Raw genomic sequence first — 24222 nt, forward strand, 5'->3', positions numbered from 1 at the left:
CGCGGACGAGGAGAATGCAGGGATGTCCACCGAACTGGAGGCCGATCCGGCGGCCGGCGCACCGGTCGACGACGCGACGGCGGAGCGCTTGGCCGCGGCACTGCGTTGCGTCACGGTGTCCCGGGAGGAACCCGAACCGGGCCTCGACGGCTCCGGCCCGGCGGCCGATGCGGAATTCCGACGCCTCGCCGAGCACCTGGAGCGGTCCTTTCCCCGGGTGCACGCCGAACTGGAACTCGAGCGCTTCGGGCACAGCCGGCTCTACACCTGGCGGGGTGTGGATCCCTCGCGGACAGCCGCCATCCTGCTCGCGCACCAGGACGTGGTGCCCGCGGACGACCCGGCCCCCTGGACCCATCCGCCGTTCGCGGGCGTGGTGGACGAAGAGTTCATCTGGGGCCGCGGCGCGATCGACGACAAGAGCCGGATGCTGGCCATCCTGGAGGCGGTCGAATCCGCCCTCGCCGACGGGGTGCGCCCCCGGCACACCGTTCATCTGGCGTTCGGCCACGACGAAGAGGTGTTCGGCGACCGCGGCGCCGTGCGGATGGCCGCCCGGCTCCGGGAGCTGGGCGTCCATGCCGACCTGCTGCTGGACGAGGGCGGGGTGGTCACCGAGGGGATCGTGGACGAGGTGACCGTTCCGGTGGCCACGATCATGGTCGGGGAGAAGGGCTATGCCACGGTCCGGTTGTCCGTATCGGAGAAGGGCGGGCATTCGTCCATGCCGGGCCGGCGGACCGCGGTCGGGCGGCTGGCCCGGGCCGTGAGCCGGATCCAGGACGATCCGATGCCGTTACGGGTGACCCCCGTGGTCACCGATATGCTCGCCCGCCTGCGCCCACATCTCCCCGCGACCAAACGCCGGCTGCTCGGGTTCGCGGCGCTCGCGGCGCCGGTGATCACCCGGATCATGGCCTCGGCACCGCAGACCGAGGCGCTGGTGCGGACCACCACGGCACCGACGGTGATCCGCGGCGGAGTGAAGGCGAATGTGCTGCCGCAACAGGCCGAGGCGCTGATCAACTTCCGGATCCTGCCCGGCGATACGGTCGACTCGGTACTCGCCCACTGCCGCCGGACCGTCCGCGACCCCCGGGTGCGGATCGAACTGGTGGGGATGGCGTCGGAACCCTCCCCCGCGACCGGCCCGGGTCCACAGTTCGACCTGATCGCGCGCCTCACCGAAGAGGTGGTGCCCGGTGCCGCGGTGACCACCGGTCTCGTCCCCGGCGCCACCGACTCCCGCCACTACGACGATCTGGCCGCCACCCGCTGCAATTTCGCCCCGATCCGGCTCACGGCCGCGGATCTGGAACGGATACACGGAAACGACGAGCGGCTGTCCCGGGTGAACTACGCTCGCCTCATCGACTTCAACCGGCGCCTGCTCACCGCGCTCGCCGAGCCGAAACAGGCCGGCTGAGCGGCGATACCTCCGCCGATCGCACGTACCGACTTCGAGGGAGGCCTTGTGACCAGCGACCAGGACATACGAGTGGAGCGCGGGGAGTTCGAGCACGCCGGGCACCGGCTGAGCCGGCGTTCCTGGGTGCCCGTGACGGCGGCGCGCGGGGTGATCGTCCTCGTTCACGGCGTGGCCGAGCATTCGGGGCGCTACGAGTACGTCGCACGGACCCTGGCGACCGCCGGGTTCGCGGTGTACGCGTTCGACCATGTGGGGCACGGGGAATCCGCCGACGCGGGCGCGCGCGCCAATATCGGGTCGATCGGCAACGCCGCCGACAATGTGGCGGCTCTCCTCGATCTGGCGCGCACGGAACACCCCGGCGTACCGGCGTTCGTGATCGGCCATTCCATGGGTGCCCTGATCACCCTGTACCTGGCGACCAGGGCGCCACTGGAGGTGGCCGGGGTGGTGGTTTCGGCGCCGCCGTTGATCATCGACGCCGGGAATCCGGCGCAGCGGCTGCTGGCCCCGGTACTCACCCGGCTGGCACCGAATCTCGGTGTGCTGAAACTCGATTCGTCCCAGATCAGCCGCGACCCGGCGGTCGTGGCGGCCTACGACAGCGACGCGCTGGTGTTCCGCGGGAAACTGCCCGCCCGCACGGCGACCGAGATCCTCACGGCCGCCGGCGCCGTGCTCGACCGCCTGCCGGAGTTACGGGTTCCGACGCTCGCGCTGCACGGAACCGGCGACGCCATCGCCGCCCCGGCGAGTACGGACCGGATCGAACAGCGCGCGGGCACCACCGATCTCACCGTCCGCCGCTACGACGGGCTCTACCACGAGATCTTCAACGAACCCGAACGCGACGAGGTACTCGCCGATGTGGTCGCCTGGCTGGATGCGCGGGTCACCGGAGGGTGAGCGCCGGCGTCGCCGCCGCCCGGACCCGCTCGTTCCGTACGTCTACTCGTACTCCGCGAGGCAGGCGTTCTCGCCTTCGAGCACACCCAACCGGAACGCGTCCAGCCGCAGATAGCCCTCGGGGACCACATCGCCGTTGACATCACTGGCGGCCAGTCCGTCGGCGAGCAGGCCCGAGACCGCCTCGTCCAGATCGCCCGCGGACAGGCGCGGATTGCTGTTCTCCCTGCTCAGCGCGGTGGTTACCACACCCGACAGACAGGCGGTACGCAGTCCCGCCGTCTCGGCGCCGACCAGGGAGAGCTGTTTGCCGTTCTGGTAGGCGAGGGTGTAGCGGGAGACGAACACCACGAAGGCGTTGTAGTCGCCGGCGACGATGGCCGACAGCGGTTCGTCCGCACCGCCCGTTTCGCCTGCCCGCTCGGCCAGCGCATCGACATCCGTGCCGATCACATCGGTGACCGGGCAGTACGCGACCGGCTCGGTGGGGGTGGTATCGGAGCAGCGGGCCGGCACGCCGTCGTAGTCGTATTCGGGTGAACCGGGGGCCGGCAGGATATCGGCGAGGGCGGCGGCCATATCCGTGAGGGAATCCTCGGTGACCTCCAGCTGCAGGTACTCCTCTCCGGGTTCCTCGAAGGTCACCGGGAGGCCGGACCGGCGCTCCTCGATCTCCTGCTCGTCGATCTGCGCACACGCCTCGGCGCCGTTCGTATAGCCCGTCTGGACCGCCGTGACCCGCTCGAAGGCGCTGCCGTGCACATTGTCCGGGTCGTCGGGATCCCGGTCGCGGACCGCGACAGTCGCGCCCAGGACACCATTGAGACCCTCGGTGGTGTTGAGCGTGAAATGCCGGGAATCGCCCTCGGCCACATGCCGCAGGAAGACGCCGGCCAGGCAATCGGCCTGCTGTTCGGTGACCAGCCCCGGGGAGTCCTCGGTCGCGATCCCGGCGGGTATCTGCAGGGCGTGCCCGTATTCGTGGGCGAGCACCATCACCACGGCCATTTCGCCGAACTGCTCGACCAGTTCCGGCAGCAGTACACCGCGGTCCCAGCCGATGGTCTCGTCCGTTCCGCAATAGGCGGCGTTCACCAGTTCGTGGGTGCTGACCGTGCAGAACTCGACCGAGTCGCGTTCGGGGGCGGTGGCGTCCCAGGAGATGAGTTGCGATACCGGCCGGAACTCGCCCGGGAAGGTGGCCGAATAGTTCTCCGTCCAGAATTCCTCGATATCGGCGACCGCGTTGAGCGCGAGCCGGTCCATCTCGCCGCCGTCACCGTTTTCGGCCTGCCGGTCGGTGTCGGGTACGCCCTCCCGGGGACCGCTGGGCCCCGTGCTGGTCGTGGCCCCCGTGATCTGCCACGGGTTCTCGGCCTCCCGCTGCGTCGACTTCGCCTGCGAGCACGCCGACAGCGCCGAAACCGTCAATACCGCCGCCGCTACCGCGACGACCAGCCGTGACCACCGTGTCCTGGCCATTTCCGCCTCCCCGTTCCCGACCGGACCCGCGGGCCCGGCGCCGCCCGATCGCGATACCGCCGCGACCGCGCCGAGGAATATCGAATCACAAGGCGGGCAACGGCGTACAGCGCAGAAGGCGGGCGGATCGTTCACTCTGCGGTACAGGAGTCGGCGGGACGGCCGTCGGCACTCGGTCCTGTCCTACGCTGAACTCCATCCGTCCCGAGGAGGTCTGGTGTACATCGAGGAATTCCGCTCGCCCGGCCCGTTGACGGCCGCGGCCGCCGAGGAACTGGCCTTCTGCCTACCGGGCGGTACCTCGCAGGTCACCGTCGCCGCCAACGACCGCTCGGTGAACCTGCCGGTACTCCCTTGGTGCTGGTCCGAGCTCGGGATCGGAAAGGACACCCGGGTGACGATCACCGCGCAGGGCGGTTACCGCCCGGCCGATCTCGAGGACCGCCGAGCGCTGGAGGAACTCGTCACCCGGTTCCGGGCCCTGACCGCTCCGGACGCCGGTCAGACGCCGAAGACCCGCTCCACCACAGCCCTGGCCCGGCGGGTGATCCGCAGGTAGTTGTCGAGGAACTCACCGCCGTCGTGGGTGGGCCAGCCCGCCACCCGGGCCACCGCAGACAGGGTGGTGCCCGGACCGGGCAACTGGTCGGAGGGTTTACCGCGCACCAGGACCAGCGCGTTGCGGGCCGCGGTCGCGGTGAGCCAGGACTGACGCAGCAGGTCGGTGTCCATCGGGCTCAGCAGCTCCGCCTGTTCGATCACATCGAGCGATTCCAGCGTCGAGGTGTTGTGCAGTGCCGGGATCTCGTGCGCGTGCCGCAATTGCAGCAGCTGTACGGTCCATTCGATATCGGCGAGGCCACCGCGACCCAGTTTGGTGTGGGTGGCCGGGTCGGCGCCGCGGGGCAGCCGTTCGGAATCGACTCGGGCCTTGATGCGGCGGATCTCGCGGACCGCGTCGGCGGAGACACCGCCCGCCGGGTAGCGCACCCCATCGATCGTGTGCAGGAAACGCAGGCCCAGCTGCTGATCACCGGCGACCTGGTGGGCGCGCAGCAGCGCCTGGACCTCCCACGGCTGCGCCCACTGGCGGTAGTAGGCGTCGTAGGCGGCCAGGGTGCGCACGAGCGCGCCACTGCGCCCCTCCGGCCGCAGGCCCGCATCGACCTGCAGCGGCGGATCGGTGCTGGGGGCGCCGAGCAGTTTCTGCACCTGCTCGGCGATACTGTTGGCCCATTTCACGGCGACGTGCTCGTCCTCGCCGGGCCGCGGATCGCAGACGAACAGCACATCGGCATCGGAGCCGTAGCCGAGTTCCCGGCCGCCCAGCCGGCCCATCCCGATCACCGCGAAATCGGCGGGCGCGGGCGCGCCGCGTTCGGCGACGCTGGCCCGGATCACCGCGCGCAACGATGCCTCGAGCACCGCCACCCACACCGCGGACAGGGCGGCACAGACCTGCGGCACGTCCAGCAGGCCCAGCAGATCCGCCGACGCCACCCGGGCGAGTTCGTGCCGGCGCAGCGAACGGGCGGTGGCCACGGCCCGCCTGGGGTCGGTATAGCGGTCGGCGGCGGTGAGGATGCCGCCTGCCACCTCGACCGGCTCGGTGCGCAGCAGTAGCGGTCCGTGCGGACCGTCGGCGTACATGCGGATGGTTTCGGGGGCGTTGATCAGCAGGTCCGGGAGATATGCCGAGGAACCCAGCACCATCATCAGCCGCTGCCCGACCGCGCCCTCGTCGCGCAGCACCCGCAGATACCAGTCCTGATCCACCAGCCCTTCCGACACCCGCCGGTAGGCGAGCAGCCCGGCGTCGGGGTCGGGAGTCTCCCCCAGCCACTCCAGCAGGGTCGGCAGGAGTACCGCTTGGATCCGGCCCTTGCGCGAGACGCCGCTGGTCAGTGCGCGCAAATGGCTGAGCGCGTGCTCGGGCGCGGCATACCCGAGCGCGGCGAGCTGCCGGACGGCGGCGTCCGGGCTCAGGCGCAGCGCGTCGGAGTCCAGCCGGGCCACCGATTCCAGCAGCGGCCGGTAGAAGAGTTTGGTGTGCAACCGGCGGATCCGGCCCGTCTGCCGCCGCAGCTCGGCCTGCAATACTCCCGCGGCATCATGTCTACCGTCCGGGCGGATATGCGCGGCGCGGGCAAGCCAGCGCATACCTTCCTCGTCATCGGCGGCGGGCAGCGTATGGGTGCGTTTGAGCCGCTGCAACTGCAGCCGATGTTCGAGCAGCCGCAGGAATTCGTAGGAGGCCGTGAGATTGGCGGCGTCCTCCCGGCCCACATATCCGCGCGCGGCGAGCGCCGCGAGGGCTTCCACAGTGCCCTGGACGTGCAGTTTCGGATCGACCCGGCCGTGCACGAGTTGCAGCAGCTGCACCGCGAACTCCACATCACGCAGGCTGCCGCTGCCGAGTTTGAGTTCGCGCTCGCGCAGGTCGGCGGGCACGAGGTCCTCCACCCGGCGGCGCATCGCCTGCACATCCGGGACGAAGTCCGGCCGCTCGGAGGCCGTCCACACCAGCGCGTCGGTGGCCGACCGGTACTGTTCGCCGAGTTCCAGATCGCCGGTCATCGGCCGGGCCTTGAGCAGCGCCTGGAACTCCCAGGTCCGCGCCCAGCGCTGGTAGTAGGCCAGATGGGAATCGAGCGTGCGCACCAGGGCACCGGCCTTGCCCTCGGGCCGCAGCGCGGCGTCGACCTCGAAGAAGGCCGAGGAACCCACGGTCATCAGTTCGGCGGCCAGGCGGGTGGCGACGGCATCGGCGGGTTCGGCGACGAAGACGATATCGACATCGCTGACGTAGTTGAGTTCGCACGCGCCGCTCTTGCCCATGGCGATCACAGCGAGCCGCACCGGGCACGGCTCGTCGCGGCACACCCGGGCCACCGCGACCGCCAGCGCGGCGGTGAGCGCGGCGTCGGCGAGTGCGGTGAGCTGGCGGCCCACCAGCTCGTAGGGGATCACCGGCTCGTCCTCGACGGTGGCGGCCAGATCGACGGCGGCCAGCAGCATGAGCTGATCGCGGTAGCGCTTGCGCAGCGCCGCGACCACTTCCGGCCCGGAAGTGGTGGCCCGGTACAGCATCGGAGCGGCATTGGGTCCGGACTCCGGTTCGCCGCCGACGACCGCGAGCAGATCGTCGATCAGCTCGTCGCGGTCGGGCAGTTCCTCCCGGCGCAGCAGCACCCAGGCCCCCGGATCGGCCACCAGATGATCGCCGAGTGCGGTGGAGGAACCGAGCAGCGCGAACAATCGACCGCGCAGCATCGTCTCGGCCCGGATCGCCGAATCCAGCTCGGCCCAGTCGTTCCCGAGCGCCTCGGACAATCTGATCAGCGTGTTCAGCGCGAGGTCGGCGTCCGGTGACCGCGACAGCGACCACAGCACGGGAATGCTCTCGATGTTGTCCCAGCCGAGCGTTTTCAGCGAGTCGGCGGCCGACGGTTCGAGCAATCCCAGGCGGCCGACGCCGGGGACGGCGGACCGGGCGGACGGTGGGCGGACCATGAGCTCAAGGTACCGACAACCGGGCACGAAAGGTGCCGGACCCCGCGGTCGCGTGGGGGCGCCGGCCACACCGACGCGGAGTCACGGAACCGGCCGGCCCAGGGCGGGCCGACCGGCTACCGGACCGAGCAAGGCCGTGACCGTCCCCGGCCGAACCGCGGTGCCACCGGCCTCCTCGTCGACGCCGCCGCCCCGAGCGGATCGCGGGGTCTCCCGCCCGCCGGGGCGCCGGGCGTACGAAGAAGAGATCAGAGACCGAGGTATTCGCGCAGCTCGAACGGTGTCACCTGGGCACGGTAATCCGACCATTCCCGACGCTTGTTGCGCAGGAAGAAGTCGAACACGTGCTCACCGAGCGTTTCGGCGACCAGCTCCGAGCGCTCCATCGCGTGCAATGCCTCGTCCAGGGTGCCGGGCAGTTCCTTGAACCCCATGGCACGCCGTTCGGCGGCGGTGAGCGACCAGACGTCGTCCTCGGCCTCCGGCGGCAGCGTGTAGCCCTTCTCGACACCGCGCAGACCGGCCGCGAGCAGCACCGCGAAGGTCAGGTACGGGTTGCAGGCGGAATCGGGGCTGCGGATCTCGACGCGCCGCGACGACGCTTTGTTCGGGGTGTACATGGGCACCCGGACCAGCGCCGAACGGTTGGACCGGCCCCACGAGGCCGCGGTCGGCGCCTCGCCGCCGTGGATGAGCCGCTTGTAGGAGTTCACCCACTGGTTGGTGATGGCACTGATCTCGTGCGCGTGTTCGAGGATGCCCGCGATGAAGGCGCGTGCCGTCGCGGACAGGTTGTCCGGGTCGTCCGGATCGGAGAACGCGTTCGCCTCGCCCTCGAACAGGCTCATATGCGTGTGCATGGCCGAACCCGGGTACTGGGCGAACGGTTTGGGCATGAACGTGGCGCGCACGCCCTCGTCGATGGCCACTTCCTTGATCAGATAGCGGAAGGTCATCACATTGTCGGCCATCGACAGGGCGTCGGCGTAGCGCAGGTCGATCTCCTGCTGGCCGGGCGCGCCCTCATGGTGGCTGAACTCCACCGAGATACCCATGGATTCGAGCGCGTCGATGGCGTGGCGCCGGAAGTTCGGCGCGGAATCGTGGACCGCCTGGTCGAAGAAGCCGCCGGTGTCGGCGGGGACCGGGTCGACGCCGTCGGGCTGGTTCTTCAGCAGGAAGAACTCGATCTCCGGATGCACATAGCAGCTGAAGCCGACATCCCCCGCCTTGTTGAGCTGACGCCGCAGCACATGGCGCGGATCGGCCCACGACGGCGACCCGTCGGGCATGGTGATATCGCAGAACATCCGGGCGGAATGCTGGTGGCCTTTACTGGAGGACCACGGCAGCACCTGGAAGGTCGACGGATCGGGCCGAGCCACCATATCGGCCTCGGAGATCCGGGCGAACCCTTCGATCGCCGACCCGTCGAATCCGATGCCCTCTTCGAATGCTCCCTCGAGCTCGGCGGGCGCGATGGCGACGGACTTCAGATAGCCCAGTACGTCGGTGAACCAGAGACGTACGAAGCGGATATCCCGCTCTTCGAGCGTCCGCAGCACGAATTCCTTCTGGCGATCCATGACCGCGAGAGTAGGCACCCGGCGTTAAATCCGTGTTACATGACGCGCTGCGCTGTGTGTCGGATCAACAGCGTAGGCCCTCGGCGGGGGGCTCGAGGTCCACCAGGTAGCGCACGACCGCATCGTCCACGCAGGTGGAGCCGCCGTTGAAGACCACCGTGTGGCTGTCGCCCTCATGGGTGATCAGTGCCGCACCGAGCTGGTCGGCGAGGTCGACGCCCGCCTGGTACGGCGTGGCCGGATCGCCGGTGGTGGACACCACCACCAGCCGGGGCAGCCCCTCGACGGAGATATCGTGCGGCCGGCTGGTGTTCGGCACCGGCCACTGCGCGCACAGTTCCAGCGGCGCCGCTCCGGTGCCACGGCCGTCGTCCAGGAACGGGGCGGCCCGGCGGTATTCGGTGTCCTGCCGGCCGGCGACCGCGCGATCGGTGACCCGCGGGTCGTCCACACAGCGGATCGCGTCGAAGGCGTCGGTGAGATTGCTGTAGGTGCCGTCGTCGCGGCGGCCGTTGTACATATCGGCGAGCTGTAGCAGCGTATCGCCGCGACCCTGGGCCAACTCGGTGAGCCCGATGGTGAGCACCGGCCAGAAATCGTCCCCGTACAGGGTCTGCTGTACACCGGTGATCGCGTCGTCGTAGCCGAGGCCGCGGGGATCGGTGGTGGCGGCAGGTGCGTTCCACAGCGGATCCACCAGGGCACGGAACCGTGGCACCGCCTGCGCCGGATCGGTACCGAGCGGGCACTCCGGCGACCGGCCGCAGTCCGCGGCGTAGGCGTCGAAGGCCTTCTGGAAACCCGCTGCCTGGCGTAGCGATTCGGCGACCGGGTCCTGCGAGGGATCGATGGCGCCGTCGAGGACCATGGCACGGACATTGCCCGGGAACTTCTCCGCGTACGCGCTACCCAGCCGGGTGCCGTAGGAGTAGCCGAGATAGGTCAGCTTCCGATCGCCCAGTACCGCCCGCATGATGTCCATATCCTGGACCACCTCGCGGGTGCCGACATGGGCGAGGAATTCCGTACCGGTGCGGGCCACGCAGCGGTCGGCGTATTCCCGGTTCTCGGTCTCGGCCTCGGCGATCCCCTCCGGCGAATTGGGCGTCGGGGGTTCGGCCCGTTCGGCATCGGCTTCCGGTGGAGTCAGGCAGTCGACCGCGGGCGTGGAGGCGCCGACCCCGCGCGGATCGAACCCCACCCGATCGAACCGATCGGCCAGCTCGGTCCCCCCGGCCAGCATCACCGTGGACAGCCCGGACATACCCGGACCGCCCGGGTTGATCAGCACCGAACCGATCTTGTCTCCGGTCGCGCGCATCCTGGACACCGCGAGCCGCGCGGTCGGGCCGGCGGGGTCGGCGTAGTCGACGGGTACCTCGATCCGGGCGCACTGCGCCGCGGGCGGCAGCGCTTCGCCCGGGTCGGTGTAGCCGGCACACGACTCCCAGGCCGGTATCTGGCCGTAGAAACGACTCAGCTCGGCGGGGATCGGCGCGGGCTGGTCCGGTTGTTCCCGGGCCCCGCCCGCGCATCCCGCGAGCAGCACCGTCGCCGCAGTCAGCACCGCCAGCACACCCGCCGGCACTCCACACCCGCTCCGCACCGCCGCCATGCTAGCGGGACCGGGCCCGGGTCCCGGGGATGTGACCAACCGCACCTGGTCGCGGGCTTAATTCGGGCTCGGCCGCGGGTGCACACTGGAGGGCGTCAACCAGACCCGGGGACCCGATCAGGGCCTCGAGGAGACGAAAGGGACGATGATGTCCGAATCATCAGGCACGCCCGATTCCACATCGGAAACACCCGCCTACGGTGCCGCCGCGGCGGCGAAACCGGCCCGGCGACCCACCCGCGTCCAGCATCTGCAACAGATGAAGGCGACCGGTGAACGCTGGGCGATGCTCACCGCTTACGACTACTCCAGCGCCCGCCTCTTCGACGAGGCCGGCATTCCCGTACTGCTGATCGGCGATTCGGCCGCCAATGTGGTGTACGGATACGAGACCACCGTGCCCATCACCACCGATGAACTGATTCCGCTGGTGCGGGGCGTGGTGCGGGGCGCCCCGCACGCCCTGGTGGTGGCAGACCTGCCGTTCGGTACCTACGAGAGCTCCCCCGAGCAGGCCCTCGCCACCGCCACCCGGTTCATGAAGGAGGGCGGCGCGCACGCGGTGAAACTGGAGGGCGGCGAACGCGTCGCCGACCAGATCAGGAAGCTCACCGCCGCCGGTATACCGGTGATGGCGCATATCGGCTTCACCCCGCAGAGCGTCAACACCCTGGGTGGCTATCGCGTCCAGGGCCGCGGGGCGGGCGCCGAGGGGCTGCTCGCCGACGCGATCGCGGTCCAGGCCGCGGGCGCGTTCTCGGTGGTGATGGAAATGGTCCCGGCCGAGGTGGCGGGTCAGGTCACCCGCAAGCTCACCATCCCCACCGTCGGCATCGGCGCCGGTGCGGACTGCGACGCCCAGGTGCTGGTCTGGCAGGACATGGCCGGGTTCACCAGCGGGAAGACCGCGAAGTTCGTGAAACGGTTCGCCGCGGTCGGCGACGAACTGCGCGGGGCGGCCGCCGCCTACGCCGAGGAGGTACGCCGCGGCACGTTCCCGGGTCCGGAACACAGTTTCTGACCCCGGTCCGGGCTCGTGAAGGGTCCCCACTCCGGCGCGGGATGGCAAACTCGGTGTCGACGGTTTCGACTCTCGAGTTCTGAGGTACTGATGCGGCGACGCGCTTGGACAACACGGGGTGCCCTCACGGTGGCGGGAGTGTGCGGGGCGGTGCTGCTCACCGCGTGCGGCGGTGTGCAGACAGGTTCGGAGGACACTTCTCCGGCCGCCTCCACTTCTTCCGCCACCACCTCGGCGACCACGAGCAGCGCCGCACCCGCCACCCCGCTCGAGGTCTCCGACAAGGCGGCCCAGAACCTGTGCGACATGATGCGCCCCGAGCTGTCCAACTGGCGGGTCCAGGGCCCGACGCTGGGCCGGATCGGCCTCAACGCCATGGTCCACGAATGGGCGCTCACCAACGGCGGGATCAACGCCCAGGTCCTGGCCGACAAGGCCGTGGTGGACCGGGTGACCCTCGAGGCCTGCTCCGATGTGCACGACGAGGCCGTCCGGGCGCTCGAACTTCCCGACCTGGCCTCCGGCCTGGCGTTCTGATGCCTCCGCTGTACCCGCCGATCGAACCCTACGAACGAGGCATGCTCGAGGTCGGCGACGGCCAGGCGGTGTACTGGGAGACCAGCGGTAATCCGGACGGGAAACCCGCGGTGTTCCTGCACGGCGGTCCGGGCGGCGGCACCACCCCGCACAACCGCCGGTTCTTCGACCCGGACCGCTACCGGATCGTGCTGCTGGATCAGCGCGGCTGCGGCCACTCGACCCCGCATATCGCCGACGGCGCCGACCTCTCGGTCAACACCACCGCGCATCTGATCGCCGATATCGAAGCGCTGCGCACCGCACTCGGTATCGAGCGATGGCTGGTCTTCGGTGGTTCCTGGGGTTCGACCCTGGCGCTCGCCTACGCGCAGCGGTATCCGCAGCGGGTCACCGAACTCGTGCTGCGCGGGATATTCCTGCTGCGCCGCAAGGAGATCGACTGGTACTACAACGGCAGCGCCGGCTACGTCTACCCGGACGAGTGGGAGAAGTTCCTCGCCCCGGTGCCGGCGGCCCAACGCGGCGACGACCTGGTGGAGGCCTACCACCGGTTGTTCGAATCCGCGGATCCGGAGGTCGTCACCGCGGCGGCCCTCGCGTGGACCGCCTGGGAGGCCGCCACCAGTACGCTGCGCCCCGACCCCGAGCGAATGGCCGAAACCTCCGACAGCAGGTTCGCCCTCGCCTTCGCCCGGATCGAGAACCACTACTTCCGGCACGGCGGCTTCCTCGACGAGGCCCAGCTGCTGCGCGATATCGATGCGATCACCCATATACCCGCCGTTATCGTGCAGGGCCGCCACGATATCGTCTGCCCCGCGGTCAGCGCGTGGGATCTGCATCGCGCCTGGCCGGGGTCGCGCCTGCACCTCGTCGACGACGCCGCGCACTCCGCCGCCGAACCCGGTATCACCCATCATCTGGTCGAGGCGACCGATACCTTCGCGGCGGTGGAACACCATGGCTGAGGAACCGATCGCGGCGGCCGACGCCCTCACCGACGCATTACGTGCCGATATCGAACGTCTGCTCACCGCCGAACCGGAGGTACGGGCCGACGCCGACGATTCGGTCCATCAGATGCGGGTCGCGACCCGCCGGTTGCGCAGTGTGCTGCGCTCCTACAAGAAGCTGCTCGACCCGGACGCCGACAACCGGATGCGCACCGAACTCGCCTGGCTGGCCGGGCTGCTGGGAGTGGCGCGCGACGCGGAGGTCCGCGCCGGACGTTTCACCGCGCTGCTCGACCGCTATGCCGATCCCGGGTCGGCCGCCTTCGAACCCACCCGCGACCGCCTTGTCCGCGCCGAACGCGACCGGTACGCCGCCGCGCACGGCGAGGTCCTGACGGCGCTGGACAGCGACCGCTACCGCACCATGCGGCGCGAGCTGGAGAAATGGCGCGACGCTCCGCCGTTGCGCGAATCGGTGGACGCGATACCGGCCGGCGAAATGTTCGAGACGGTACTGCGCAAGGACCGGAAACGGGTGCGCGGCCTGGTGCGGGCCGAGCCGACCGTGGCACCCGCCGACCGGATCGAACTGCTGCACGACATCCGCAAGAGCGCCAAGCGTTTACGGTATTCCTGCGAGGCCGCCACCGCGGTCCTCGGCGATACCGCCGCGGATCTGGGCAAACGTGCCAAGCATCTGCAGACCGTGCTGGGCGATCACCGGGACGCGGTCGAATCCTACGATGCGCTGCGCGCCCGCGCGGCCGAAGCCCGTACCGCGGGCGAGGACACCGCCCTGTTCGAGATACTGGCCGATGCCGAGGACACCGCGGCCGGGCGCCACCTGGCGCAGTATCCCGCGGCGGCCGCCGCCATCGACACGGCCTGAGGCTCGGGCTCCGAAAGCGGAGTGGCAGAAAAGGTTTCGAGGACGCGGCGCAGCGGGCCCCCCTCGCGCCCCGGCCGGAAACGAGCCGGGCCGGTACCGGGTTGCCCCGGTACCGGCCCGACGGTACGGAATCCCGTACGGAGATTACTGCAATGCCAGCATCGAGCCGCTCAGTTCGTGCAGCGGTCCGAATACCGTGAAAGTCACCCGGCCGTTCGGGTAGGTGGAGGAAACGGCCGCGGCCGCGTCCAGCGCCTGACCGAACGACGGAGCCGACGGATGTGGAACACCCGCGACCATCTGCCCGATATTGTTCTGATCCACCCAGCGGGTATCCGCCGGGCTGAGGTCCACCCGCACTCCACCGGGCAGCGGTGTCACCGCGACGGCACCGGCCGAGCCGGCGCCCACGGTAGCGAGAACAGATGCGGCACCGGCCATCAAAGCTCCGGTTGCCAAGGTACGTGCTACCCGCATATGTGTTGTGACCTGTCTTCCGATAGGTATGAATCGGCTCGTTCCGCGAACTCCAGGGCACCGGGCGAGCCTGCCGACCCCGCATACTTTATGACGGCGATCACCATTTATGCCAGTTCTGCACGAATCCCGCCGGAAAAGATCGTGCTCACCGGGCAACTGATACTGTGGCGAACCGTAAGCGTCCGACTACATCCGAGCTGGAGTTTCCTCACGTATGTCCACTCTCATCTATGACTATCTGCTCCCCCTCGTCGGTCCGCAGCAGGCTGCGTCCCTCGCGCAGATGTTCGTGATCGGTCCCTCGGCCTGAGTAGCCGCTGGATGAACATCGTCCCCCGCCGGGCGGGGGGCGGTGTCCATCTCGCGGAGTTACTATCCGGCACGTGCACAGACCTCTGTCCTTACTCACCGCCGTCCTCGTCGCGGTCCTGCCCGCCGTCGCCGCCTGCGGAAGCGACGGCGCCGAATCGACCCCCGCGGCATCCCCGGCGACGGCCGCCGCGACTCCCGATACCGCGCAGTTGGACCAGGTCAAGGCCGGTTCCTTCGTGATCAGCTTCCGCGGTGCCTTCCCCGGTCTGGCCGAAGGCCGCGACGATGCGGCGATCACCGCGATCTTCACCGAAACCTGTGCCGAGATCCGGGCCGGCGAGCCGGAGGACGAGGTGGTCTCCGCGCTGTCCGACCGGCTCGCGGTCGGCGGTACCGAAGCGACCGACGCCGAAACACAGGCCGTGTATCAGATGGTCGCCGTCATGTGCTCGGATCGATAGCCACACGCCGATCCGCACCCCGGTGAATTTCGTAGCCGAGACACGCCGCGGAATTCACCGGAAAAAGACGAGTGGCACGAATCGAGCGGCCCGGGCGAAACGGTGGTTTTCCGATCAACGCCCGCGGGAGCCGGCCTCGCCGAAGAATTCGGTCGCATATCGCGCGGCCCATTGTGCGAAGGTCGTCGCCGGGCGTCCGACTATTTCTTCGACCACCCGGTTCGGGGGCAGCGTGTGCTCGTCCAGCCCGATGAGGACATTGTCGACATACCATTGCGCGTTGTCCCCCATCGCCGGGCGCAGCGCCCGCACGGTCTCCTCGGGAGTGACGGGCACGAAATCGATCGTCCGGCCCAGCGCGGCGGCGATCTCCCGCACCAGTTCGGCCCGGCTCAGTTTCTCCGGGCCGGTCAGCTCGTAGGCCCGCCCCCGATGACCGTCCTCGGTCAGCGCGACCGCGGCGACCGCCGCGATATCGTCCATAGCGATCGGCGTGCTACCGGCCCCGGGGTCGGGTTCGCGCACCGCGCCGGTCGCCCGGATCTGCTGCGCCCACATTCCCGTGTTCTCCATGAAATCCCCCGGCCACAGATGAGTCCAGGCGATCCCGCTGCCCTCGACCGCTGTCGCGATCGCGCCCCACCAGCTGTCCGGCTCCCCGGACAGGTCGACGATATGGCGCACCCCCGCGGCGCGGGCGAATTCGACCACCTCGTCCACCCCGTGGTGCATCGACGCCAGGTACATCCGGTCCACCCCCTCGAACGCGGCTGGCAGCGTTCCGGGTCTGCGCAGGGATCCGCGAACCGCTTCGACACCGGCCGGAAGCGCGGCCTTCGCCGGGTCGACGGTGAGCGCCCGGATTTCGGTCGCCCCTCGTGCCACCAGCTGATCGACGACCTTACGGCCGATGTTCCCGGTGGCACCGGTGACCAGAATCGCCATCCTCATCTCCTCCCTGTGCCCGCGGCAGTCACCGACCCGGCGTCCACCGCGATGCGCTCACCGGTGGAACTTCGAGAAATCTCCCTGCCACAACACACTGCCGGCGGTCACCACTGCCGGATTCAGTTGCGCCTTGGTCACCTTGTACGCATGTTTCACCGTCTGGCGGCTGCCGGGCGGGATCAAGCCTTGCACACCGTCACCGAACCCTTCCGAGGGTGACTTGACGTGGGGAGCCGGGGTGCCCCCATCGCCGTACACCACGGTCGGCGTCGTCCAGTTCTTGCCGTTCCACACATCGTCGGTGATGTTTTCGATCTGCAGGGTTATCACCGTCACGGGTCCCTCCTGCGAGTTCACCTCCTCCACCGACACGATGAACGCCGCCAGACCCGACTGACCGACCGCGGTTTCGGCCGGATCGTACAGCCCGCGTGTTTTCGTTGCCGGTGGTGGCACGCTCGCCGCCGAGGTCTCCTCGCTGGCGACCACCGTCATGGGCTGGACCTCGGTGGTGGGTGCGTCATCGGCGGTGCAGGCCGACAGTGCGCACACGGCGGCCCCGACTGCGACGGCGGCGAATTGTCTGGCTCTCATCGTGTTTCCCTGGGGACGGCACGGGGCACTCGGCAGCCCCCGCTGTGAAACAAAGATCGTACGCCCGGTTCCCCGCCGTCCGGTTTCCCCGCCACCACTGTCGGGGAACGGCAGTGGAACCCCTGGACCCGACGCCTGCTGCCGGGGCCCGCGCCGGAACGGATGAACAGAGTGCGGATGAGCCGGCCATAAGCCGGATCCTGTCCCCGGTTCGCACCGGGGGGCGGCCATCCATCTGGGCACACCGTCGCCGGGTACCTCGAGCGGTCCACCCGCAGGCTCGGGCGAGCAGCCCTCGAACACCTGCGCAACCGCACCGCGAGGTGCGATCTTCGACCTTGCTCCGGGCGGGGTTTACCGAGCCGCCCCGGTCACCCGGGGCGCTGGTGCGCTCTTACCGCACCGTTTCACCCTTACCGCACGGCCCTCGCGAGCCGTGGGCGGTCTGTTTTCTGTGGCACTGTCCCGCGGGTCACCCCGGGTTGCCGTTAGCAACCGCCCTGCTCTGTGGAGTCCGGACTTTCCTCGGCGCCGAGCGTGACACCACTGGGGTGTCCGTTCCCGGCGCCGCGACCGCCCGGCCGACTCATCCGCCGCATCAGGATACTCGGTGGCAGTCGACCGCCGCCCGCCCCCGGTCGCCGCGCACTCCTGCCAAGGCTGGGTGACTCATCCGGACCGATGACTCGGTACGGTCGATGATCATGGAGCGTGTCGAGGTCGGCTTCCCGTCGGGAGGTCAGAAATGTGCCGGCTGGTTGTACCTGCCGGCCGGCCCACCCAAGCCACGCCCCATCGTCGTGATGGGGCACGGGTTGGGGGCCAACCGGGAAATGGGACTGGATCGGTTCGCGCGGCGGTTCGCCGCGGCGGGGATGGGGGTGCTGGTCTTCGACTACCGGCATTTCGGGGACAGCGACGGCGACCCCCGTCAGGTGGTGAATCTCGCCCGGCAGCGCGAGGACTGGATCGCCGCGGTGGCCTATGCCCGGACGCTGCGCGGTTTCGATGCCACCCGTATCGCACTGTGGGGCACCTCGCTGGGCGGCGGGCACGCCCTGGCCGTCGCCCCGGACGACGCCTATATCGCGGCGGTGGTGGCGCAGGTCCCGTTCGTCAGCGGATTCTCCTCCGCACTGGCGAAGGGACTGCTGAGTTTCGTGAAGGTGGGCTTCCTGGCGGCGTCGGACCTGGTGTTCGGCACGGTCTTGCGCAAGCCGGTACAGATCCGGCTGGCCGGGCGTAAACGCGCCACGGCGATGATGACCGGTTCGGATGTACCCACCGGATTCGGCCGGTTGGCCGAGGAGAGCGCGAACTACCGGCCCACGATCGCGGCCCGCGCGGCCTTCTCGATCCTGTTCGCCCGGCCCGCCCGGCAGGTGAAGGAATTGAAGATGCCGGTGCTGTACGCACTGTGCGACAACGATTCGATCACCCCGGTGAAACCCGCGCTGCGGGCCGCCGAGAAGACCAAGCACGCGGTGGTGAAACGGTATCCCGCAGGTCATTTCGATCTGTACTTCGACGAACTCTTCGAACAGACCGTCTACGACCAGACCGAGTTCTTGATCTCGGTGCTGCGTCCCTGACCGCCGGTACCGGATAGAACTGCGCCCATCCGGTCCCGCGCGAATGTGCCCGGGCCGGCGCTACGACCGCCGGCCCGGGCACACCTGCTACTTCACCAGCGAGAGATTGAACGGGTACTTGTACTCCCGGCCGTTGTTGGCCGCGATACCGGCCAGCACCGAGAACACGATGCCCGCGATCCAGACGATCGGGAACAACAGCAGCCCGATCAGCACGATCATCAGCACCGCCGACACCACGTAGGCGATCGCCAGCACGATCTGGAAGTTCAACGCGTCCACGGCATGCCGGCGCACGAACTCGTCCCGGTCCTTGTACATCACCCAGACGATGAGCGGGGCGACGAAACCCAGCACGATACCGCCGAAATGAGCCAGCGCGGCCCAGAGCTTGGCATCGGCCGGGGAGACCGGCGCCTGATTCGGTGCCCCGTAGGGCTGCTGACCGGGGCCGTAGGCCGGTTGGGCGCCGCCCGGGGGCTGCGCGGGATAGGGTTTGCCCGTCGTCGGATCGTACGGGGACTGAGGAGTGGTCATCACATTCCAAACTGCCTGGTGAGTGGGGTGTTTCGAGAATAGATGGCCCACTACCCATTTGGGGAGTGCAGAAAACCCACACCTAGGTGAATAAACGGACAGGGCAGCGATTTTCCCGCCCGGCGCCGGCGCCTCGCGTGATACGCCCGGCCCGGTCCGGCACGCCCCGACGGGGCTCTGCCGGCCGCGGTGTGCGGCGGCCCGACCTGCACTGTCCGATACGCACAGCACCCGCGCGGAGATCTTGTCCGGCCACCCCCTCGATCCGCGACCCCACACGTTGTTAGATGGCGTAAGAACTATCGCCCACACGAGAGGACTTCGAACTGATGGCCGAGAGGATCGCAGTAGTATCCGGCGCCGCCCGCGGAATCGGGGCGGCCATCGCCAAACGGCTGGCCTCCGACGGACTGCAGGTCGGGGTCCTGGACCTCGACGAGGCCGCCTGCGCCGAGACCGTGTCGGCGATCGAGAACGCCGGTGGGAAGGCGATCGCGCTCGGCGCCGATGTCAGCAAGGAGGACTCGGTGAACGCCGCGGTGGAGCGGCTGGCCGGAGAGCTCGGCGCGCCCACCGTCGTGGTCAACAATGCCGGCGTGCTGCGCGACAACCTGCTGTTCAAGATGAGCGTCGACGACTGGGACACCGTGCTGGGTGTCCATCTGCGCGGCGCCTTCCTGCTGACTCGGGCCGCCCAGAAGTACATGGTCGAACAGAAGTGGGGCCGTATCGTCAATATGTCCAGCACTTCGGCGCTGGGCAATCGCGGCCAGGTGAACTACTCCGCCGCGAAGGCCGGGATGCAGGGCTTCACCAAGACCCTCGCCTTCGAACTGGGCAAGTACGGTGTCACCGCCAACGCGATCGCCCCGGGTTTCATCGTCACCGATATGACCGCGGCCACCGCCGCCCGGGTCGGCGTGGATTTCGAGGACTTCCAGAAGGGCGCCGCGGCGCAGATCCCGGTGAACCGGGTCGGCTACCCGGAGGATATCGCCCATACGGCGTCGTTCCTGGTCAGCGAGGGCGCGGGTTTTGTTTCCGGGCAGGTCATCTATGTAGCCGGCGGGCCGAGGGACTGAGCGCCACGCGGCGGGACGGCCCCGGGTGACCCGGCCGTCCCGCGGCCCGTAGGTCAACGAACCTTTCGACGGCTCCCGAACCCGGCCGGCCACCGTCCCTCGGTCACGCGCTCGGCGACCGGTGCCGCAACCGCTCCAGGAGGGCGGCGAGCAGGGCGACCCGTTCCGGCATGGCATTCACATCGACATATTCGTCGCGGGCGTGCGGGTGAGCACCTACCGCGCCGAGCCCGTCCAGCGTGGGGACGCCGATCGCGGCCGTGAAGTTGCCGTCCGAGGCGCCGCCGGACCGCACCGCCTGCAGTGGGGCCATGCCGAGTTCCCGGGCCGCCGCCGCGGCTTCGCGGTACAGCCCGCGGGCACTGGACTCCTCGAACGGCAGCCTGGCGATACCGCCGGTGATCGTCACCGTCGCTCCCGGCAGGCGCGGGGTGAGCGCGAACATCGCCCGGTCCACCTGTTCCAGATCCGCCACCGACCACGATCGCGCGTCCACCGAGCACTCCGCGGATTCCGGGACGGTGTTCACCGTGGTACCCCCGGCGAGGACCGCCGGCACCACCGAGGTGTCCCCGGAAGCCAGGCCGGCGATCGCGAGGATCTGATGTGCCAGCTCGACGCCCGCGTTCACCCCCAGCTCCGGTTCCAATCCGGCGTGGGCCGCCCGGCCGGTGACCGCGACGCGGTAGGCGGCCAGACCCTTGCGCCCGATCTTCACCGCGCCGCCGTCCGCACTGGGCTCACACACCAGCACCGCCCCGGCCTTCCGTGCCTGCTCCTCGAGCAACTGCCGCGACGACGCCGAACCGACCTCCTCGTCACTGGTCAGCAAGACGCTGATATGCGAGGTGTCCGCGAGGAGTTCGATCGCGGCGAGCGCCTGCACGATCCCGCCCTTCATATCGAAGGTGCCGGGACCCGTGGCGATCCCGCCGGTGATCGAGAAGGGCCGGTCGGCGGTGGTGCCCACGGGCCAGACGGTGTCGAAATGCCCGAGGATCAGCACTCGGGGATAGGGCGCTTCGGCCAGGACGTGCACGTTCTCATGCACGCGCGCCAATCGCACGGGGCGTTCGAGCGCCTCCGACAGCCACGGCCGGATCAACGCGGCACAGCGCTCCAGGCCCCGCGGATCGTTCGACGGGGATTCACAGTCCACCAGCAGACGGAACCGGTCCAGCATGGCGGGGAGTTCTCCCGCGGCGGCGTCCAGTAGGTCCTCGGCGCTACGCATCCGCTGATCCTCCTACGATCCCGGCGGGCGCGACCTCCGCGACACGAGACGGCCCGGATCGCGTTCGGCCGCGCCCCGGCCCCTCGGCCGCAGCGGGTTATCCACCGACCGGGCCACGCTCACCACGCCGGTGAACTGCACCGGATACTCCCCCGAAGATCCGCCCCCGCGATTGCGATCACTCTGCTCCCGGCCGCCAGGGCCGGCGCGAGCTTCGCGGTATATCCGTTGCCGCACAGAGATGTTCCCCGCACCATCGAAGAATGCGGATACGACGGATCGGACCCGAGGACTGGCGCATCGCACGCCTGGTCCGATTGGACGCACTGGCCGGATCGGCACCCGGAACCTTTTCCACCAGCCATACGGAGGCGCTCACCTGGGATGAACCGCATTGGCGGGAGTGGACCGCCCGGCGGGATCCGTTCTTCGTGGCCGGGCCCGATACGCACCCGGCGGGTTCGGCGGGGGCGATCGTCACCCCGGACGGTCCCGAACTGGTGTCGATGTGGACCGCGCCGCGGGCGCGCCGGACCGGAGTATCGGACGGGCTGGTCCGCGCCGTGATCGAATGGGCGACGCAGGCCGGTCACCCGAGCTTACGGTTGTGGGTGCTGGACGGGAACCGACCTGCCGAACAGCTGTACCTACGCAACGAGTTCATCCCCACCGGGGCGAGTAGACCGTGCGCCGAGGACGACCCTCGCCCGGAGAACGAGATGATCCTGCCACTGCCGGCGAGTCGATGAGTTGATCCGGACAGCGCTTAAGCAGCGTAGATGCATCGAGGCGACCGGCCGAAGCAGTCGGACCGGAAGTCACTCCCCCAACGGCCTCGTTCCGATGTACGCGGCGAGTTCGAGAGGATTACGGTGCCGGTCGTACTGCCTCAGCAACTCGATGTACCGCTGCTTGTCGAGGTCCCAGTCATAAAGATCTGGACTCTCCACATCTTGAGCTGCGGCGTACACGAGATCTGCGAGCAGGCGGGTGGTCCGGCCGTTACCGTCGGTGAACGGATGGATGCGGACGGTTTCGGCGTGCACAGCGATACCCAGCTGGCGCGGCGACCAATCGTCGGTGCAGTTCCAGCGGTAGTGGATGGTTTCCAGCGACATACGAAGTTCGACAGCGATCTGTTCCGGAGCCACACCTATATTGAGCTCGCGGCGGCGGAAGCTACCCGCCCAGATCCAGATGTCCCCGTAGAGGCGGCGGTGGAGGTCACGTAAGAAGTGGTCGGTGAGCAGCTCGTTCACATTCAGGCCACCGTCGATCACCGCGAGGAGGAGCTCCTCGGTCACCGAAGCCTGAACGGCCTGCTCGAGGTCGAAGACGGCGGCCTTGCCGATGGGCTCCCCGAAGAGCTCTCGCGCAGAGGAGAGCAGCATGCTCGCTTCGTCCTCGGATACCGGTGTTTCTCCGTAACCCGGCGCGAAGGACATCAGGCTTGGTGTCGACGCTCGGCCAAGAACTGCGCGACTCGTTCCGAACGCACGAAACCAGTGGGCACAGTACGCCGCTCCAAACGTGCCGATGCCTTGGTCGACCGCACAGCTGATCGCCTTACCGCTTCCTTCACCGTTGCCTCTGATTTCGCACGACGCTCCACTACCGACACCTCACTCTCTCGCCCAGCAATGGTACCGCTGCAGCCGAGCAGTGGAAGAACGGTCGATCGATCCGCGAATCGCGGTAATCGGCCCCAGGACGATAGAACAGTGAGCCGACGACGATCATCGAAAACGAGATGATCCTGCCGCTGCCCGCGGGTTGAGAGGTTTGCCGCTTTTCCCACTCTTATCCCGCATCTCCGGCTATATACTCCAGATTGTGACGTATCTGCGGATCAAGGAAGCCGCCGGGCTACTCGGGGTCAGCGATGACACCGTGCGGCGCTGGATAGATCAGGGACGGCTCCCCGCGGTCCGGCTGGAGAACGGCCGCAAAGGTGTGCGGGGCCGGGATCTGGCCGAATTCGCGCGGCAGCACGCCGAAGCGCCCGAACTCGGGGTGACCGTGGCGGCCTCGGCCCGCAACCGGATGCGCGGCATCGTGACCCGGGTGGTCACCGACACCGTGATGGCGCAGGTGGAGATGCAGGCCGGGCCGTTCCGGCTGGTCTCCCTGCTGAGCCGGGAGTCGGTGGACGAACTCGGTATCGAGGTGGGCAGTGTGACGGTCGCGTCGGTCAAGTCGACGCATGTGGTGGTCGAGATCCCGGAGAGTTGACGATGACGACGACAGTAGGGCGCGTGGTGCGCCGACTGGCCCCGGTGGCCGTGCTGATGACCGTGCTGGCGGGCTGCGCCGGCCAGGACTCCGGGGACGGCTCCGGCGGTTCGGGTAACGGGATCACCGGGACGGTCACCGTTTTCGCCGCGGCCTCGCTCACCGAAACCTTCACCACCCTCGGCGAGCAGTTCGAGCAGACCCATCCCGGGGTCGATGTGGTGTTCGGCTTCGGCGGCAGTTCGGCGCTGGCCGAGCAGATCGGGCAGGGCGCGCCGGCCGATGTGTTCGCCTCCGCCGCGCCGCGCAATATGGAGCAGGTGATCGAATCGGGCGATATCACCGCCGGGCCGGTCACCTTCGTCAGCAACCGGCTCGAGATCGCGGTGCCCGCCGGTAATCCGGGCAGTATCAGCGGGCTCGCCGATTTCGGCCGTCCCGGACCACGGATCGCGCTGTGCGCCGAACAGGTGCCCTGCGGGGCGGCCGCCGACAAGGTTTTCGCCGCGGCCGGGGTCACCCCGCGACCCGATACCCGCGAACCCGATGTGAAAGCCGTGCTCACCAAGGTGACGCTCGGTGAAGTCGATGCCGCGCTGGTGTACCGGACCGATGTCCGGGCCGCGGGCGACGAGATCACCGGGATCGAGTTCCCGGAATCGGCGCAGGCGATCAACGACTATCCGATCGCGCCGGTGGCGCAGGCACCCAACCCGGCCGCCGCCGCGGCGTTCGTCGCATTCGTCCTGTCACCGCAGGCGCGCACGGTCTTCACCACGGCCGGTTTCGATACACCGTGAGCGCCGGCCCGGTGGG

General features: G+C 69.0%; 23 protein-coding genes and 1 other RNA gene. 13 read left to right on the top strand and 11 right to left on the bottom strand.

What is annotated here, in order from left to right:
* Nucleotides 1–22: 22 nt before the first annotated feature.
* Nucleotides 23–1426 (top strand): M20 family peptidase, encoded by a 1404-nt coding sequence (locus NF4_RS13655; RefSeq protein WP_063127723.1) that lies wholly within the window; start codon nucleotides 23–25, stop codon nucleotides 1424–1426.
* 48 nt (nucleotides 1427–1474) lie between these two features.
* A complete protein-coding gene (locus NF4_RS13660) occupies nucleotides 1475–2335 on the top strand; it encodes an alpha/beta hydrolase (protein WP_232330453.1) in 861 nt (286 codons plus the stop codon).
* 42 nt (nucleotides 2336–2377) lie between these two features.
* On the opposite strand, the gene NF4_RS13665 is transcribed toward NF4_RS13660, so the two are convergent.
* The gene (locus NF4_RS13665) at nucleotides 2378–3817 is read right to left on the bottom strand and encodes a neutral zinc metallopeptidase (RefSeq protein WP_063127724.1); all 1440 of its coding nucleotides are present in this window, start codon (nucleotides 3815–3817) and stop codon (nucleotides 2378–2380) included.
* 217 nt (nucleotides 3818–4034) lie between these two features.
* Between NF4_RS13665 and NF4_RS13670 the strand changes: the two genes are divergently transcribed.
* Nucleotides 4035–4376, top strand: a complete 342-nt coding sequence (locus tag NF4_RS13670; RefSeq protein ID WP_063127725.1) for an HPr family phosphocarrier protein — start codon at nucleotides 4035–4037, stop codon at nucleotides 4374–4376.
* On the opposite strand, the gene NF4_RS13675 is transcribed toward NF4_RS13670, so the two are convergent.
* The 3 genes from NF4_RS13675 to NF4_RS13685 form a co-directional block, all read right to left on the bottom strand.
* A complete protein-coding gene (locus tag NF4_RS13675) occupies nucleotides 4319–7330 on the bottom strand; it encodes a bifunctional [glutamine synthetase] adenylyltransferase/[glutamine synthetase]-adenylyl-L-tyrosine phosphorylase (protein ID WP_063127726.1) in 3012 nt (1003 codons plus the stop codon). The two genes, NF4_RS13670 and NF4_RS13675, sit on opposite strands and share 58 nt — an antisense overlap.
* Before the next feature lie 248 nt (nucleotides 7331–7578).
* Nucleotides 7579–8916 carry a type I glutamate--ammonia ligase gene (gene glnA / locus NF4_RS13680; RefSeq protein WP_063127727.1) on the bottom strand — a complete coding sequence of 446 codons (1338 nt, stop codon included), beginning with the start codon at nucleotides 8914–8916 and terminating at the stop codon, nucleotides 7579–7581.
* 64 nt (nucleotides 8917–8980) lie between these two features.
* Complete coding sequence (locus NF4_RS13685; protein WP_439956753.1) at nucleotides 8981–10522, bottom strand: alpha/beta hydrolase; 1542 nt, start codon at nucleotides 10520–10522, stop codon at nucleotides 8981–8983.
* A 157-nt stretch (nucleotides 10523–10679) separates the two neighbouring features.
* Here NF4_RS13685 and panB point away from each other — a divergent pair, with 157 nt between their 5' ends.
* The 4 genes from panB (at nucleotide 10680) to NF4_RS13705 (ending at nucleotide 13934) form a co-directional block, all read left to right on the top strand.
* Nucleotides 10680–11552 (top strand): 3-methyl-2-oxobutanoate hydroxymethyltransferase, encoded by an 873-nt coding sequence (panB, locus tag NF4_RS13690; protein WP_063127812.1) that lies wholly within the window; start codon nucleotides 10680–10682, stop codon nucleotides 11550–11552.
* A gap of 90 nt (nucleotides 11553–11642) precedes the next feature.
* Entirely contained in the window at nucleotides 11643–12089 is a 447-nt protein-coding gene (locus NF4_RS13695) for a hypothetical protein (protein WP_063127728.1), read from the top strand.
* Complete coding sequence (gene pip, locus NF4_RS13700) at nucleotides 12089–13060, top strand: prolyl aminopeptidase (protein ID WP_063127729.1); 972 nt, start codon at nucleotides 12089–12091, stop codon at nucleotides 13058–13060. Before NF4_RS13695 ends, pip begins: the two co-directional genes overlap by 1 nt.
* A complete protein-coding gene (locus NF4_RS13705) occupies nucleotides 13053–13934 on the top strand; it encodes a CHAD domain-containing protein (protein WP_063127730.1) in 882 nt (293 codons plus the stop codon). Before pip ends, NF4_RS13705 begins: the two co-directional genes overlap by 8 nt.
* Before the next feature lie 144 nt (nucleotides 13935–14078).
* Here the strand turns inward: NF4_RS13705 and NF4_RS13710 are convergent, their stop codons facing one another.
* On the bottom strand, nucleotides 14079–14375 hold the full coding sequence (locus tag NF4_RS13710) for a hypothetical protein (protein ID WP_232330454.1): 297 nt from the start codon (nucleotides 14373–14375) through the stop codon (nucleotides 14079–14081).
* A 422-nt stretch (nucleotides 14376–14797) separates the two neighbouring features.
* On the opposite strand from NF4_RS13710, the gene NF4_RS13715 reads away from it, so the two are divergent.
* On the top strand, nucleotides 14798–15187 hold the full coding sequence (locus NF4_RS13715; protein WP_063127732.1) for a hypothetical protein: 390 nt from the start codon (nucleotides 14798–14800) through the stop codon (nucleotides 15185–15187).
* Nucleotides 15188–15301: 114 nt separating this feature from the next.
* Here the strand turns inward: NF4_RS13715 and NF4_RS13720 are convergent, their stop codons facing one another.
* The 3 genes from NF4_RS13720 to rnpB form a co-directional block, all read right to left on the bottom strand.
* Nucleotides 15302–16132 carry an NAD(P)H-binding protein gene (locus NF4_RS13720; protein ID WP_063127733.1) on the bottom strand — a complete coding sequence of 277 codons (831 nt, stop codon included), beginning with the start codon at nucleotides 16130–16132 and terminating at the stop codon, nucleotides 15302–15304.
* 57 nt (nucleotides 16133–16189) lie between these two features.
* On the bottom strand, nucleotides 16190–16729 hold the full coding sequence (locus NF4_RS13725; RefSeq protein WP_063127734.1) for a hypothetical protein: 540 nt from the start codon (nucleotides 16727–16729) through the stop codon (nucleotides 16190–16192).
* Between the two features lie 174 nt (nucleotides 16730–16903).
* An RNA gene (gene rnpB, locus NF4_RS13730) (RNase P RNA component class A) lies at nucleotides 16904–17318 on the bottom strand.
* 115 nt (nucleotides 17319–17433) lie between these two features.
* On the opposite strand from rnpB, the gene NF4_RS13735 reads away from it, so the two are divergent.
* Nucleotides 17434–18321, top strand: a complete 888-nt coding sequence (locus NF4_RS13735; protein WP_063127813.1) for an alpha/beta hydrolase — start codon at nucleotides 17434–17436, stop codon at nucleotides 18319–18321.
* Between the two features lie 87 nt (nucleotides 18322–18408).
* Here the strand turns inward: NF4_RS13735 and NF4_RS13740 are convergent, their stop codons facing one another.
* Nucleotides 18409–18858 (bottom strand): DUF4870 domain-containing protein, encoded by a 450-nt coding sequence (locus NF4_RS13740; protein WP_063127735.1) that lies wholly within the window; start codon nucleotides 18856–18858, stop codon nucleotides 18409–18411.
* A gap of 329 nt (nucleotides 18859–19187) precedes the next feature.
* On the opposite strand from NF4_RS13740, the gene NF4_RS13745 reads away from it, so the two are divergent.
* Nucleotides 19188–19940 carry an SDR family oxidoreductase gene (locus NF4_RS13745; RefSeq protein ID WP_063127736.1) on the top strand — a complete coding sequence of 251 codons (753 nt, stop codon included), beginning with the start codon at nucleotides 19188–19190 and terminating at the stop codon, nucleotides 19938–19940.
* Nucleotides 19941–20043: 103 nt separating this feature from the next.
* On the opposite strand, the gene NF4_RS13750 is transcribed toward NF4_RS13745, so the two are convergent.
* On the bottom strand, nucleotides 20044–21174 hold the full coding sequence (locus tag NF4_RS13750) for a M20 family metallopeptidase (protein WP_084533107.1): 1131 nt from the start codon (nucleotides 21172–21174) through the stop codon (nucleotides 20044–20046).
* A 263-nt stretch (nucleotides 21175–21437) separates the two neighbouring features.
* Between NF4_RS13750 and NF4_RS13755 the strand changes: the two genes are divergently transcribed.
* On the top strand, nucleotides 21438–21923 hold the full coding sequence (locus tag NF4_RS13755; protein WP_063127737.1) for a GNAT family N-acetyltransferase: 486 nt from the start codon (nucleotides 21438–21440) through the stop codon (nucleotides 21921–21923).
* Nucleotides 21924–21992: 69 nt separating this feature from the next.
* On the opposite strand, the gene NF4_RS13760 is transcribed toward NF4_RS13755, so the two are convergent.
* A complete protein-coding gene (locus NF4_RS13760; protein WP_063127738.1) occupies nucleotides 21993–22619 on the bottom strand; it encodes a Fic family protein in 627 nt (208 codons plus the stop codon).
* A 388-nt stretch (nucleotides 22620–23007) separates the two neighbouring features.
* Here NF4_RS13760 and NF4_RS13765 point away from each other — a divergent pair, with 388 nt between their 5' ends.
* Together NF4_RS13765 and modA are read left to right on the top strand one after the other, a co-directional pair.
* Nucleotides 23008–23406, top strand: a complete 399-nt coding sequence (locus NF4_RS13765) for a TOBE domain-containing protein (RefSeq protein ID WP_063127739.1) — start codon at nucleotides 23008–23010, stop codon at nucleotides 23404–23406.
* Nucleotides 23407–23408: 2 nt separating this feature from the next.
* Entirely contained in the window at nucleotides 23409–24206 is a 798-nt protein-coding gene (modA, locus tag NF4_RS13770; protein ID WP_063127740.1) for a molybdate ABC transporter substrate-binding protein, read from the top strand.
* Nucleotides 24207–24222: the final 16 nt, after the last annotated feature.

It is taken from the genome of Nocardia fusca NBRC 14340 (genome assembly GCF_001618425.1).
Lineage (GTDB): Bacteria > Actinomycetota > Actinomycetes > Mycobacteriales > Mycobacteriaceae > Nocardia > Nocardia fusca.

What these genes read in the sequence shown, in the direction of transcription:
- NF4_RS13675 (WP_063127726.1), bottom strand. Translation starts at nt 7,330, where the DNA reads ATGGTCCGCCCACCGTCCGCCCGGTCCGCCGTCCCCGGCGTCGGCCGC.
- NF4_RS13735 (WP_063127813.1), top strand. Translation starts at nt 17,434, where the DNA reads ATGGAGCGTGTCGAGGTCGGCTTCCCGTCGGGAGGTCAGAAATGTGCC.
- NF4_RS13725 (WP_063127734.1), bottom strand. Translation starts at nt 16,729, where the DNA reads ATGAGAGCCAGACAATTCGCCGCCGTCGCAGTCGGGGCCGCCGTGTGC.
- NF4_RS13760 (WP_063127738.1), bottom strand. Translation starts at nt 22,619, where the DNA reads ATGTCCTTCGCGCCGGGTTACGGAGAAACACCGGTATCCGAGGACGAA.
- NF4_RS13665 (WP_063127724.1), bottom strand. Translation starts at nt 3,817, where the DNA reads ATGGCCAGGACACGGTGGTCACGGCTGGTCGTCGCGGTAGCGGCGGCG.
- NF4_RS13655 (WP_063127723.1), top strand. Translation starts at nt 23, where the DNA reads ATGTCCACCGAACTGGAGGCCGATCCGGCGGCCGGCGCACCGGTCGAC.
- NF4_RS13720 (WP_063127733.1), bottom strand. Translation starts at nt 16,132, where the DNA reads ATGGCGATTCTGGTCACCGGTGCCACCGGGAACATCGGCCGTAAGGTC.
- glnA (WP_063127727.1), bottom strand. Translation starts at nt 8,916, where the DNA reads ATGGATCGCCAGAAGGAATTCGTGCTGCGGACGCTCGAAGAGCGGGAT.
- NF4_RS13750 (WP_084533107.1), bottom strand. Translation starts at nt 21,174, where the DNA reads ATGCGTAGCGCCGAGGACCTACTGGACGCCGCCGCGGGAGAACTCCCC.
- modA (WP_063127740.1), top strand. Translation starts at nt 23,409, where the DNA reads ATGACGACGACAGTAGGGCGCGTGGTGCGCCGACTGGCCCCGGTGGCC.
- NF4_RS13695 (WP_063127728.1), top strand. Translation starts at nt 11,643, where the DNA reads ATGCGGCGACGCGCTTGGACAACACGGGGTGCCCTCACGGTGGCGGGA.
- NF4_RS13740 (WP_063127735.1), bottom strand. Translation starts at nt 18,858, where the DNA reads ATGACCACTCCTCAGTCCCCGTACGATCCGACGACGGGCAAACCCTAT.
- NF4_RS13755 (WP_063127737.1), top strand. Translation starts at nt 21,438, where the DNA reads ATGCGGATACGACGGATCGGACCCGAGGACTGGCGCATCGCACGCCTG.
- NF4_RS13705 (WP_063127730.1), top strand. Translation starts at nt 13,053, where the DNA reads ATGGCTGAGGAACCGATCGCGGCGGCCGACGCCCTCACCGACGCATTA.
- pip (WP_063127729.1), top strand. Translation starts at nt 12,089, where the DNA reads ATGCCTCCGCTGTACCCGCCGATCGAACCCTACGAACGAGGCATGCTC.
- panB (WP_063127812.1), top strand. Translation starts at nt 10,680, where the DNA reads ATGTCCGAATCATCAGGCACGCCCGATTCCACATCGGAAACACCCGCC.
- NF4_RS13745 (WP_063127736.1), top strand. Translation starts at nt 19,188, where the DNA reads ATGGCCGAGAGGATCGCAGTAGTATCCGGCGCCGCCCGCGGAATCGGG.
- NF4_RS13710 (WP_232330454.1), bottom strand. Translation starts at nt 14,375, where the DNA reads ATGGCCGGTGCCGCATCTGTTCTCGCTACCGTGGGCGCCGGCTCGGCC.